Raw genomic sequence first — 12,517 nt, forward strand, 5'->3', positions numbered from 1 at the left:
TTATGTTTTCTACAGCCAACGAAACGGTATGTTAACCAAGCTTAAGAAGCGGTTAGCAGGCATGAAGCTGATCCACCGTTCCCGGCGCGGACCGGAATGTCCCTTTTTATTCTTGCCATTGAGGGGCGCTTTTTCATGACCAGCATTTTGACCAATGTCGCCGCAATGTCTGCCCTCCAGACGCTGCGCAGCATCAACTCCAACCTCGAAGACACACAGAACCGCGTTTCGTCCGGTTACCGTGTCGCCGAGGCCAAGGACAATGCGGCCTATTGGTCTATCGCAACCACCATGCGTTCCGACAACAAGGCGCTGTCGGCCGTCTCCGACGCGCTCGGCCTCGGCGCCGCCAAGGTCGACACGGCCTATTCGGCCATGGACAGCGCGATCGACATCGTCAGCGAGATCAAGGCCAAGATCGTTGCCGCGACCGAAAAGGGCGTCGACAAGACGAAGATCCAGGACGAAATCTCTCAGTTGCAGCAGCAGCTCCTTAGCGTAGCCCAGTCGGCTTCCTTCTCCGGTGAAAACTGGGTAGCCGGCAACACCACGAAGAGCGTCGTCTCGTCCTTCATCCGCGATGCCAACGGCCAGGTCTCCGTACAGACCACCGAATACGTGCTCGACGACACCTCGATGGGCAACGTTCTCTTCGGCGGCGACGGTTCGGGCGGCATCGACACGGCAAGCGGCATTCTCGGAACCGCAACCGGCACGGTCGGTTCGATCTACGGCATGAACATCAGCACCTTCAGCACCGACGCCATCAACAGCGCCCTGACGACAGTCGAATCCGGCATCAAGGCGATGACGAAGGCGGCCTCGCAGCTGGGGTCGATCTCGACCCGCATCGACCTGCAGGAAAGCTTTGTTTCGAACCTCAGCGACTCCATCGACTCGGGCGTCGGCCGTCTCGTCGATGCCGACATGGAAGAAGAATCGAGCAAGCTGACAGCGCTCCAGACGCAGCAGCAGCTGGCCATCCAGTCGCTCTCGATCGCCAACAGCAGCGCGCAGAACGTCCTCACCCTGTTCAAGGGCTGAGGCGGCTAAGCTCCTCTATAGCGTTACCGGGCGCTCGCTTGCGCCGGTCCGGAAAGCCGCATCTTATGGTGCGGCTTTCCCTTTGTTTTTGAAGCGATATTCAAGATTGCGCGAGGCTTGCGCGGGCGATTTCCGAGGTCTTGCGTTGGTCGCGTGGCTTGGTTAACCTCGCTTAATAATTGATTTGTCTAAGCGACAAACCGGCACAGGAAAGCTGGCCGGGGCATGACGCCAGGTCAGTCGCTGCCGGTCTCCGGCCTTGTCCCGTTCCCTATTTTAGAGCCAGATTATGACCTACAAGATCACGAGTAGCGCGCAGGTAAATGCGCTGGCCGCACTGCGCATCATCAACAAGGAAGCTGCTGAGACACAACAGCAGGTTTCATCGGGCTACCGGGTGGAAACGGCCGCCGATGATGCCACCTACTGGTCGTTCGCTAGCGTCTTGCGGTCTGACAGCAGCTCTCTCCAGAACATCCATGATGCTCTCGGCGTGGGCGCCTCGAAGGTCGATACCGCCTACACTGCAATGGACAGTCTGATCGACCAGCTCGGCGATATCCGCGCGACCCTCGTCAGCGCGAAGGAAGCCGGCGTCGACAAGGAAAAGCTCAACACGACGCTGACCGAGCTGAAGAACCAGATGAAGACGACGGTGACGACGAGCAACATCGCCGGCGAGAACTGGTTGCTGAACCGGGATGCGAGCATGCCGACGTCGCGAAGCGTTATCGGCGGCTTCACGCGAGGTACCAACGGCGCGTTTCAGCCGCAGCTCATCAGCTACCCGTCGGATCAGGCGGTAATGATCGACACGCAGGACGCCAGCCGCGGTCTCCTAACGAAGTCGATCGACGCCAATACGCTGAACCCGGACGGCAGCTCGACGGCGAGAGACTACTACCTGCTGGACGCCGGCTCGACCACTGGCGCGAGCGGTAGCGAGATCAAGCTCGACGCGAACACCACGAACGACCAGATCTCGGACATGCTTTCAGTGGTCGATTCCATGCTGTCGTCCCTGACGACGACGGCGGCCGGCCTCGGAACGATGAGCGCTCGAATCAGCGACCGCGTTGATTACACGGCCAATCTTTCAGACCTGATCGACAAAGGCGTCGGCGCTCTTGTCGATACCGACATGGACGAGGCCTCGACCCGCCAGAAGGCGCTGGAGACACAGCAGCAGATGGGTGTTCAGGCGATCTCGATTCTGAATACCGCGGCAAGCAAGGTGATGATTCTGCTGCAGTAGGGTGGTCGGTCGCGGACCACGCTGACCGCCCCCTTCATCTTCGCACAAGTTTGGCTTCCTAGGGTCGAACCAGAATGGCACAGGCGCGATCGGCGTCGGTGCAGTGGCGGATCCAGAGTAGGGCGCGGCATGTCGCAGGTTTCTGCAGAGACGAGGTGGTTTCGGTGAGTGCTCTGCTTTCTCGTTACCTAAAGGACTTCGGCGAGCCCGTCGTGGTGGCGCCGACCGTCGACACCTTCGATTTCGCCGAGGACTTTACCAGCCAGGTGGATGTGGAGGCCGAGCCGACGCTGGATCCCGAATCTCTGCGGCGTGAAGCATACGATCACGGTTACGCAGAGGCGACCGCGGCGCTCGCCGAGAAATACGAGCTCGAAGCACAGACCGTCGCCGAAGTGCATCAGCGCGAGATCGAAGAGCTTCGAAGCCACTACGAGAATGAGGTGGCGAGCCTCGTCGCATCAGGCATGCTGACCATTTCGAACGAGCTTGCCGATCTCGTCAGTGCGGCCGTCACGAAGGCTTTGGCGCCGGTGATGACCGAGGCACTGTCGCATCGCGCCGCAGTCGAGCTCGCAGCCGAACTGCGCACGGCGATCGGAGCCGGTGAAGCTGGTGCTGTGGTGGTGAAGGGACCGACCGCGCTTTTCGAGACGCTGCGCACAGCGCTCGGAGAGCATGCCGGCGTTGTCCGCCATGTTGAGACGACGGATATCGATTTGACTGCCGAATTCGGCGATGCGGTCCTGATGACCCGCATGTCGGCCTGGGCCGCGAGCTTGAAGAAAGTTCTGGAATGAGTGACAGCGAAAACCATCACCACGGCAAGAACGAGGTCATCATCATCAAGCGGCATGGTGGTGGTGATCACGACGGCGCGCATGGCGGTGCGTGGAAAATTGCCTATGCCGACTTCATGACCGCGTTGATGGCGTTCTTCCTCGTCATGTGGCTTGTCAACGCTGCAAACGAGGAGACGAAGGCCTCCGTCGCGACCTATTTCAACCCGATCAAGCTCGCGGATGAGAAGCCGACCGAGAAGGGGCTGAAGAAGCCGGTCGATCAGGCAGACGGCGAAGAGAAGCAGGATAAATCGAAGGAAAAGGAAGATCAGCCGAACAATGGCGCCGCAGCGGCGACCGGCGAAGATCAGACCTCGACCTCCGGTGACCAGACCAACTACTCGGAAGCCGACTTCTTCGAAAACCCCTATTCCGTTCTCGCCGAGATCGCGCAGGAAGTCGGTCAGCAGGCAAACGTCAGCGCCAAGGGCGAGGGCGGTGCAGCGGATTCGGGACCGGCCACCGGTGCCGATGGCGGCGAAGCCTATCGCGATCCCTTCGATCCCGATTTCTGGACGAAGCAGGTTGAAGTAACGCACGCCGACAAGGCGCAGCTGGCCGCAAGCGATACGCCGGCTGATCCGGCTGAAGCCGCGACCGAGGTTGCGAAGGCTGAAGTGCAGAAGCCGGAAAGCGAGACGGCGGCCGAAAAGGAACAGGCCGAGAAATCCGAGACGAAGCCCAATGAGGCGGCCGCGAAGAAGCTCGACAAGGACGGCATCGAAAACGAGCAGATGACCGAAGAGCAGAAGGCCGTCGAGGAACAGCAGCAGGCGAAGGATCTGCAGGCCGAGATCGCCAAGCAGATCGGCGGCGTTGCCGGGAAGCTCGCGGAAGGCCTGACGGTGACGCCGGCCGAGGGCGGTCTGCTCGTAAGCCTGTCGGATCAGAGCGAAGATTCCATGTTCAACGTGGGCTCGGCCGTGCCGCGCAAGGAAATGGTGCTGGCAATGGAGAAGATCGGCGAGGTGCTCAAGGGCAAGCCCGGCGCGGTCGTGATCCGCGGCCATACGGATGGCCGGCAGTACAAGGGTGAGAACGAGAACTGGCGCCTTTCGATGGATCGCGCCCAGGCGGCCTATTACATGCTGGTGCGCGGGGGCGTCGAAGAGAAGCGGGTTTCGCAGGTCTCCGGCTTTGCCGATCGCAAGCTCAAGGATGCGGCCGACCCGTTCAACGCCACCAACCGGCGCATCGAAATTCTCGTCCAGGCGGATCAGGGGTAATCGATGGGTCGTCGGCAACGCCGGTATCTTCTGCCCCTTCTCATCGGCCTCGCAACCGCGGGGCCGGTCGCGGCCGTCGCGGAAGAGCAGGAAGATATCGTCCCCTACAAGATGCTCCGCTCGCTGCAGTTCGTGCAGGATTCGGTCGTGCTCGGCGATCATTCGGCGGCGGAGATGCAGCGCTTCATGCTGAACACCATCGACAAGCGCCTGAGGTCTGTCGATCAGTCCGTGTTCGATGATGATCGGAATGTCGATGCGGCGCTGGTCTACGCGATGAGCGGCGGCAATCCGCAGACATTGGAATTCCTGGTTGCCCGTGACGTCAACGGCTACTTCGACAATCGTGTCACGGACGTGCTGCGCAAATATCTGAGCGGCAAGGGGTTGCTGGTCGCCAAGACGCTGGTCGAGACGGCCAACGAATACAAAGACAAGAAGATCGGGCCCTATCTCGCGCTGGTCGGCGGCAACGTGACGATTGCGAAGAGCCCGGGCGAAGCGCTCAAACTCTACGATGAGGCGCGTCTCAATGCGCCCGGCACGATCGTCGAGGAAGCCGCACTGCGGCGCTCCGTCGCCATCTGCGTCGATGCGGGAATGGTCGACAAGGGGCTGGACTATTCCCAGCGCTATGTGCGCCGTTTCCTGCATTCGCCTTATGCGAGCCAGTTCGCCGATCTCTTCGTGAGGCTGCTGGTCGAGCACGATCATCAGGTAAAGCCGAACGACGTCATCGACATTCTTTCCTTCATGGACGAGGCGCGGCAGCGCGAAGTCTATCTGCGCATCGCGCGCGCCGCGGCCATTTCGGGCAAGGGCGAGCTGGCGCGGATGGCGGCGGGCAAAGCACAGTCGCTGGCTGGTAACGCCAGCAACGCCTTCGGCGCCTTGGCGGACTTCTATGGTGGCATGGCGGCTATCCCGACCGACAAGATCGACATCGCGGCCAAGGACATCAGCACGATCCCCGACACCGACCTGTCGCCGCGCGACAAGGCATTGAGAGCGGCGGCAAGAGCTGTGGCCGAACAGGTACTTACTCCGCCGGACCCGGCAAGCCTGACACAAGCCACGGCCCCTAAATCTAGCGGGCAAGAAATGACTTCTGAACAGGCCGCGACCGATCCGCAGGCGCCCTCCGAGGCGGCGCCCGAGCCTGTTGTCGGAGAAAAGGCATCGGCAGGCGGGACGACCGCAGAGGGGCCACAGGATGCCGACCCTTCATTCAGCTCATTTGTCACGTCAAGTCGATCGAAGCTCGATGAGATCGATGGCCTTTTGAACAAAGAAAGCAACTGACATGGTGGACATCAGTGTTTCTGCAGGGGCTTCTGGCGCGGACGCCGTCACATCCGGTCGTCCGACCGGCAAGGGCGCCGCAGACGGAAACAGCGGTTTCTCCGACGTCTTGAACAAGGCCGGCGGCGCGAACCGCCAGGATAGCGGTGCGGCCAGCGGCCAGACTGCAAATGCACAGAATCCGAACGACACCGCAGCCGTGAATGCGAACCATCGCCCCACGACGCGACCGGTCATCGATCTCGACGACGCGTCGCTTGCCGCCCAGGCCGAGGTACAGCCAGAAACGATGAAGGCCATCGTCGTCGACAAGGACACCCCGAAGACGGGCAAGGCTGACGGAAAAACGGGCAAGCGCGCCGCGAGCGACAAGGATGCCGAAGCCGATCTGAAGCTTGGTGATGAGCACGAGACGAAAGCCAGCGGCAAACCGGCAAAATCTGAAAGCAAGGATGCTGCCGACGATGACAGTGCAGCTTCCGACGTGCTGAGCCTGCTGAAGCAGACCCAATCCAACAGCGCGACATCGATTCTCGCCGACGCCTCCGTGCTGGCAGGTCAGAAGGCCGCCGGTGGATCTACCATCGATCCGAAGGAAAAGGTGACCGGTGAGCGCGCAAAGGATGATGCCATTGCTGACATCGGTGCCCTGACGGCGAAAACGACCAGCACCGATGAAGTCGAGTTGCCGACGGATGCAACGGACACCACTCAGCAGACCTTCCGGTTGACGCGGGCGGATAATCGCGGTGCGTCGATGGATATGCATCTCGGCATCGACACCGATGCCGCTGAAGCCAACGGAAAAGCGTCTGTCGACACTGTGACGGTTCTCGATTCCCGGCGCTTTATAGGCCTCGCGCAGAACACCAATTCTGCAGCGGTGACGGCGGCCATCTCCGGCGATTCAGAATGGGCGCATGCGATGCAGGCAAGCTCGTCGCTTTCGAACGCGGCCGAGTTGAGCAGCACCGGCAAGGTCGTCAATACGCTGAAGATCCAGATGAACCCGATCGATCTCGGTCTGGTAACGGCCACGCTACGCCTCCAGGGCGACGCGCTGAACGTCGATCTGAAGGTATCGACTGGAGCTGCCTACCGGCAGCTCAAGGAAGATCATGGCAAGATGCTGGAGGCACTGCGCGCACAGGGCTACGCCGTCGACAGCGTGACCATCAGCATGGCGCCAACGCCGACATCGGATGCCGGCCAGGCGAACACACAGAATGGCGGATCGCAGCAGCAGGCCTTCGCCCAGGGCCAGGGTGGCGAGGCGCAGGAGCGGCAGAACCAACAGGCCCAGCGCAATACCGGAGGCTTCAATGATGCAGGTGAAAGCGGCGTTGAAGGCGCTTCTTCTGGCGCCGCTGGCGGCAGCAGCACTGGCGGTGTCTACCTCTAGCAGCGCACTAGCCAGCGACGGCGCCTGCGAGCAGGAGATCCAGTCGGCAGCCCTCAAGTACGGCATCCCTGAAGGGATACTCTATTCCGTGGGGCTGACGGAAACCGGCCGCAAGGGATCGCTCTATCCGTATGCCCTCAACATCGAGGGAAAGGCGTTCTTTCCGCCGTCCGAAAACGCGGCACTGCAGCAGTTCGCCGTTGCCCGCAGATCGGGAGCGAAGCTGATCGACGTCGGCTGCATGCAGATCAACCAGTACTACCACGGTGAGAATTTCCACTCGACCGAGGAGATGTTCGACCCGCGCCGGAACGTGGAGTACGCGGCCAAATTCCTGCGTAATCTCCACGATCGGCACGAGACCTGGACCATGGCGGTTGCCCGCTATCACGCCGGGCCGAACAACGACCCCGCGCAGAAGCAATATGTCTGCCGCGTGATCGCAAATCTGGTCGCGACCGGCTACGGAAAATGGACTCCGAATGCGAGCAATTTCTGTAAGGCATGACTCAATCAGAAATAGCGAAAATAGAACAAATCGGAAATGTGACATAATGTGGCGAGAATTCGCCACAATGTGGCAAGGCAAGTCACTTTTAACCAGCTGTTAACTTTTCCACGAAAGATTTGTGTGAATAACTTTTCGCACCCACTACATGTAGATCAAATCGGGACCCAATTCTTAATCAATTATTAATTCCCGCCTGTGAGTTCCTACACCTTGTCCCGGAATCCCGCGATTCGTACCCATAGGTCATCGAGGTGCCACAAGTGATTCGGAGGCGGACGAATGATCGTAGTGGTTGATGAGCGTGAGCTCGTGAAGGATGGCTACACATCACTTTTCGGAAGGGAAGGAATTCCCTCTACAGGATTTGACCCGAGAGAGTTCGGGGAATGGGTTCAAACGGCTGCGGACTCGGATATCGCGGCCGTCGAAGCCTTTTTGATCGGACAGGGTCAGCAGACGTTCGAGCTGCCGCGTGCAATACGCGATCGCACGCAGGCTCCGGTTATTGCGGTGAGCGACCAGCCGTCGCTTGAAAACACGCTCGCGCTTTTTGATTGCGGCGTTGACGACGTGGTGCGCAAGCCCGTACATCCCGCGAGATCCTTGCTCGCGCAGCGGCCATTCGCCGTCGCCTCAAGGCGATCTCCAGCCACACGGATATCGGCGCGATCCGCGTCTTCTCCGACGGTCGCGATCCCGAGATCCATGGCGAGGTTTTCGCACTGCCGCGCCGCGAGCGCCGCATCCTGGAATATTTGATCGCCAACCGCGGTCGCCGCGTCACGAAGACCCAGATCTTCAACGCCATCTACGGAATCTTCGACGAGGAAGTCGAAGAGAACGTCGTTGAAAGCCACATTTCGAAGCTCCGTAAAAAGCTGCGCAAGAAGCTCGGTGTCGACCCGGTCGATTCCAAGCGCTTCCTTGGCTACTGCATTGATTGGAATTGATTTTTTAAAGGCCCGGGCTGACGTGCGGCAAATTTTTCGCCCTTATTTCAGAAGCTGCCGATTGCCAGACAGCTTCACGCAAGGCCCGGCAAATACTCTTAAGCCTACCAAGGGAATCGAGGTTTTCAGATGAGCATTTTCGGCAGCATGAAGACGGCAGTGTCCGGCATGAACGCACAGGCAAACCGCCTGAGCACCGTCGCGGACAATATCGCGAACGCTAATACGACGGGCTACAAGGCCGTCTCTACCGCCTTCTCTTCGCTGGTGCTCCCTTCCACGGCCGGCAACTACAACTCCGGCGGCGTTCAGACCTCGGTTCGCCAGTCCGTTTCCGAACAGGGCGACATTTCCTACACGACCTCGGGCTACAATCTGGCGATCTCCGGTGATGGTTTCTTCATCGTGCAGAGCGCAGACGGCACGCCGGTACTGACCCGCGCTGGTGATTTCACGACCGACGATCAGGGCAACCTGGTTAACTCCGCCGGCTTCACGTTGATGGGCTACTCCTACGATGCTGGCGCACCCGCCGTCGTCGTCAACGGCTTCTCCGGCCTCGTTCCGATCAACGTGGCCCAGTCCGGCCTGACCGCGATCGAATCGACGACCGGCACTTTCTCGGGCAACCTGAATTCGAACGCCAAGCTTGTGGACACGGCAACGACCGACACGCCGCTCGACAACTCGGCTTCGGTCACGAGCGACACCAAGCAGATGTCGATGGTCGGCTACGACAAGCTCGGCAACACTGTTCAGTACGACTTCTACTTCACCAAGACCGCCGGCGCGACGGCAACGACGTCGGGAAGCTGGGAAGTCGCCGTTTACAGACATGCAGACGCCGCCACCGGCAGCACTTCTTCATTCCCTTACTCGTCTGCAGCCGTCGGCTCTGCCACGCTGGACTTCGACCTGAACGGCCAGATGACCTCAGCCGGCTCGCTGACGATCACCGATACCGTCACGGGCGGTTCGATCGATATGGATGTGAGCGGCTTTACGCAGCTCGCGTCCGAATTCTCCGGCAAGGGTACGCCGAACGGCCAAGCAGCCAGCCCGGTCAAGAGCGTCACGATCGACAAGGACGGCACGGTTTACGCCAAGTATTCGGATGGCACGTCCAAGCCGGTTTACCGCGTTCCGCTCGCGACTGTCGCCAGCCCGGACAATCTGACGCTGATGAGCGGCAACGTCTACAGCGCCAATGGTCAGTCGGGCGTTACGGTCACGGGCTTCCCGCAGACCAACGGCTTCGGCGCGATCCAGTCGGGCGCCTTGGAAAGCTCGAACGTCGACCTCGCCGGCGAGCTGACCGAGATGATCGAATCACAGCGCAGCTACACCGCCAATTCCAAGGTCTTCCAGACGGGCTCCGACATCATGGACGTGCTCGTCAACCTCAAGAGATAATGTAAGGTACGGGTAGCCATGTCGCTCACTTCGGCACTGAATACGGCACAGAGCATATTCAACAATACCGGCACTCAGAGCAGTGTGGTATCGAACAATATCTCGAACTCCAGCAACAGCGACTACGTGCGCCGTCAGGCGATGATCACGACGTCTCTGAATGGAGCGCAGGTCGTAAAGATCAGCCGCGCGCAGGAAGACGCGCTGATGCGGCAATGGCTGAAGGCCAGCGCGCAGGACAGCGGACAGCAAACTCTGCTGTCCGGCCTGACCGATCTGAAGTCGATCATGGGCGGCAACGACTACGAGACGTCGCCTGCGACCTATCTCAAGACGTTCCAGGAAAAGCTCCAGGCGTTCCGTACCTCTCCCAGCAGCACGATTGCTGCGCAGAGCGCCATAACCGCCGCTCAGGACGTCGCGAATTCGCTGAACAACGCATCGACGTCCGTCCAAGCCGTGCGCCAGGGCGCGGACAAGGAGATCGGGACGCAGGTTTCGACCCTGAATACGCTTCTCGCGCAGTTCAAGACGGCAAATGATGCGGTCAAGAGCGCGACGTCGACAGGCGGAGACGCCAACGACGCGCTCGATGAGCGCGACAAGATCCTGAAACAGATTTCGTCCATCGTCGGCGTGAACGCGGTCGACCGCTCCAACGGCGATATGGCGCTGTACACCACCGACGGCACTGTGGTCTTCGACACGATCCCGCGCACCGTGACCTTCGTCGCGCAGGATACCTATACCGCGCAGACCAAGGGCAATGGCGTCTACATCGACGGCGTCCTGCTGGCGAGTGGAACGGGATCGACGACGTCATCGCAGGGAAGCCTTCAGTCGCTTCTGCAGGTTCGCGACGACATCGCACCGAAATTCCAGTCGCAGCTCGACGAAATTGCCAAGTCGCTCGTTTCCATGTTCTCGGAAAGCGACGGCGGCACGCCGGCAACAACCGCTCCTGGCCTCTTCGTATGGAAGACCTCTGCTGGTGCCGACGGTGACGTTCCGACCACACCTGACGTGATCGCCGGGATTTCGGCGACGATTTCGGTCAATACCGCGGTCATCACGAACCAGGGCGGCGACCCGATGAAGCTGCGCGACGGTTCGATCAGCGGATTGACGAACCTGAACACGACCAACAGCAGCGGCTTTTCGGACAATCTCGACGCGCTTTTCACGAAGATGAACACCGCGCAGACCTTCTCGTCGGATGCGGGGCTGTCGTCGAACGTCAACATTCTCAGCTATGCGCAGAATTCGCTGGGCTGGCTTGAACAGTATCGCAGCGACGCCACCACGGCGTCCGAAAATACCTCCGCAGCGCTCTCGCGCTCCACGGAAGCCTACTCAAACGAGACTGGCGTCAATCTCGACGAAGAACTGACGCTGCTGCTCGATATCGAACAGTCCTACAAGGCGGCCACGAAGATTCTCAATGCGGTCGACGAGATGTTGAAATCATTGCTGGACATAGCGAGTTAAGCCATGAAGAGTTCATTTATCTCCAGTTCAGCCATCCAGAACGCCATGCGATTGACGATCAATCAATCGCAGAAGCAGCTGGTCAAGGCATCGCTCGAGGCAACCACCGGCGTTTATGCCGATATCGGAGCGTCGCTGGGTTCCGGTGCCGCCAAGAGCGTGAACTTCACGGCCGAAATCAGCCGTATCAAAGCTCTCAAGGGCAGCAACTCCGTCGTTTCCGCGCGGCTAGAAGCCTCGCAGCTCGGCCTCGATAAAATGAAGACGACGGGCGACGCGCTGGTTTCAAAGCTTACCGCGCTGCAGGGCAGCCAGGACAAGACCAGCATCACGGTGGCCATACAGTCCGCAGGCGACGCACTGTCGCAGCTCATGGACACCGGCAACACCATGCTGAACGGCGAGTATCTGTTCTCCGGCATCAATACCGATGTGCAGCCGTTGAAGGACCAGTCGGCGACGGTAACTGCCAACATCACCGCGGCACTTGGCACCTACGCGACCGGACTCGGCAAGTCGGTTAGCGATCTCACCGGTTCGGAGATGGAAACCTTCATCACCGGCACCGTCGAGCCGATGTTCTCTGAGGCAAACTGGACTGATCCGACGACCGGTTGGTCGAGCGCTTCCAGCCAGAACATGACCAGCCGCATCGGCAGTTCCGAAGTCGTGACCTCATCGACGAATTCGAACTCCGAAGGCATGCGCTACTTTGCGCTGGCGTCGATCACGGTTTCGGCCTTGGCGGGTCAGGGCATCAGTGCTGACGCGCTGGGCACGGTGACCTCCAAGGCGATCGGTTACGCCGCCCAGGCGACGACGGGCATCGTTACGCAGGCCAGCCAGCTCGGTCTGTCACAAGAGCGCGTTGAAAAAGCAAATGACGCGCTAGATGCTCAGTCGAGCATTATTCAAAACAAGCTTGTCGATCTTCAGGGGGTCGATACCTCTGAAGCCTCGACCCTCGTCAATACGCTCCAGACTCAGCTCGAAACCGCTTACACGATCGTATCGAAAATTCAGCAGTTGAGCCTCGTGAATTACCTTTGATGATCAAAGGTTAGAAATACAAAGAAGGATGCAT

Annotated in this window: 10 protein-coding genes and 1 pseudogene; all 11 read left to right on the plus strand. The window is 59.8% G+C overall.

Going from position 1 to position 12,517, the window contains the following annotated elements; translation table 11 throughout:
* Nucleotides 1-135: 135 nt before the first annotated feature.
* The 11 genes and pseudogenes from FZ934_RS00610 (at nt 136) to FZ934_RS00660 (ending at nt 12,483) form a co-directional block, all read left to right on the plus strand.
* Nucleotides 136-1,044, plus strand: a complete 909-nt coding sequence (locus tag FZ934_RS00610) for a flagellin (RefSeq protein ID WP_153269473.1) — start codon at nt 136-138, stop codon at nt 1,042-1,044.
* A 289-nt stretch (nt 1,045-1,333) separates the two neighbouring features.
* On the plus strand, nt 1,334-2,299 hold the full coding sequence (locus FZ934_RS00615; protein ID WP_153269474.1) for a flagellin: 966 nt from the start codon (nt 1,334-1,336) through the stop codon (nt 2,297-2,299).
* 164 nt (nt 2,300-2,463) lie between these two features.
* Nucleotides 2,464-3,099 (plus strand): hypothetical protein, encoded by a 636-nt coding sequence (locus FZ934_RS00620; protein WP_194273740.1) that lies wholly within the window; start codon nt 2,464-2,466, stop codon nt 3,097-3,099.
* Nucleotides 3,096-4,367, plus strand: coding sequence for a MotB family protein (locus FZ934_RS00625; RefSeq protein WP_153269475.1), 1,272 nt, complete (start codon nt 3,096-3,098; stop codon nt 4,365-4,367). Before FZ934_RS00620 ends, FZ934_RS00625 begins: the two co-directional genes overlap by 4 nt.
* Nucleotides 4,368-4,370: 3 nt before the next feature.
* On the plus strand, nt 4,371-5,669 hold the full coding sequence (gene motC, locus FZ934_RS00630) for a chemotaxis protein MotC (protein ID WP_153269476.1): 1,299 nt from the start codon (nt 4,371-4,373) through the stop codon (nt 5,667-5,669).
* A 1-nt stretch (nt 5,670) separates the two neighbouring features.
* Nucleotides 5,671-7,071 (plus strand): flagellar hook-length control protein FliK, encoded by a 1,401-nt coding sequence (locus FZ934_RS00635; RefSeq protein ID WP_153269477.1) that lies wholly within the window; start codon nt 5,671-5,673, stop codon nt 7,069-7,071.
* On the plus strand, nt 6,992-7,579 hold the full coding sequence (locus FZ934_RS00640; RefSeq protein ID WP_246737822.1) for a transglycosylase SLT domain-containing protein: 588 nt from the start codon (nt 6,992-6,994) through the stop codon (nt 7,577-7,579). Before FZ934_RS00635 ends, FZ934_RS00640 begins: the two co-directional genes overlap by 80 nt.
* Nucleotides 7,580-7,861: 282 nt before the next feature.
* Nucleotides 7,862-8,532 (plus strand): annotated as a pseudogene (gene rem, locus FZ934_RS00645) (transcriptional activator Rem).
* 129 nt (nt 8,533-8,661) lie between these two features.
* Nucleotides 8,662-9,945, plus strand: a complete 1,284-nt coding sequence (locus FZ934_RS00650; RefSeq protein WP_153269478.1) for a flagellar hook protein FlgE — start codon at nt 8,662-8,664, stop codon at nt 9,943-9,945.
* A gap of 18 nt (nt 9,946-9,963) precedes the next feature.
* Nucleotides 9,964-11,433 carry a flagellar hook-associated protein FlgK gene (gene flgK / locus FZ934_RS00655; protein WP_153269479.1) on the plus strand — a complete coding sequence of 490 codons (1,470 nt, stop codon included), beginning with the start codon at nt 9,964-9,966 and terminating at the stop codon, nt 11,431-11,433.
* A 3-nt stretch (nt 11,434-11,436) separates the two neighbouring features.
* Nucleotides 11,437-12,483: a flagellar hook-associated family protein gene (locus FZ934_RS00660; protein WP_153269480.1), complete on the plus strand. Its 1,047-nt coding sequence runs from the start codon at nt 11,437-11,439 to the stop codon at nt 12,481-12,483.
* The last annotated feature ends 34 nt before the right edge of the window (nt 12,484-12,517 follow it).

The sequence above is a fragment of the Rhizobium grahamii genome, from assembly GCF_009498215.1.
GTDB lineage: Bacteria > Pseudomonadota > Alphaproteobacteria > Rhizobiales > Rhizobiaceae > Rhizobium > Rhizobium grahamii_A.

Coding starts and splice junctions, on each gene's coding strand:
- FZ934_RS00610 (WP_153269473.1), top strand. CDS start 136: ATGACCAGCATTTTGACCAATGTCGCCGCAATGTCTGCCCTCCAGACG.
- FZ934_RS00615 (WP_153269474.1), top strand. CDS start 1,334: ATGACCTACAAGATCACGAGTAGCGCGCAGGTAAATGCGCTGGCCGCA.
- FZ934_RS00625 (WP_153269475.1), top strand. CDS start 3,096: ATGAGTGACAGCGAAAACCATCACCACGGCAAGAACGAGGTCATCATC.
- motC (WP_153269476.1), top strand. CDS start 4,371: ATGGGTCGTCGGCAACGCCGGTATCTTCTGCCCCTTCTCATCGGCCTC.
- FZ934_RS00635 (WP_153269477.1), top strand. CDS start 5,671: ATGGTGGACATCAGTGTTTCTGCAGGGGCTTCTGGCGCGGACGCCGTC.
- FZ934_RS00640 (WP_246737822.1), top strand. CDS start 6,992: ATGATGCAGGTGAAAGCGGCGTTGAAGGCGCTTCTTCTGGCGCCGCTG.
- FZ934_RS00650 (WP_153269478.1), top strand. CDS start 8,662: ATGAGCATTTTCGGCAGCATGAAGACGGCAGTGTCCGGCATGAACGCA.
- flgK (WP_153269479.1), top strand. CDS start 9,964: ATGTCGCTCACTTCGGCACTGAATACGGCACAGAGCATATTCAACAAT.
- FZ934_RS00660 (WP_153269480.1), top strand. CDS start 11,437: ATGAAGAGTTCATTTATCTCCAGTTCAGCCATCCAGAACGCCATGCGA.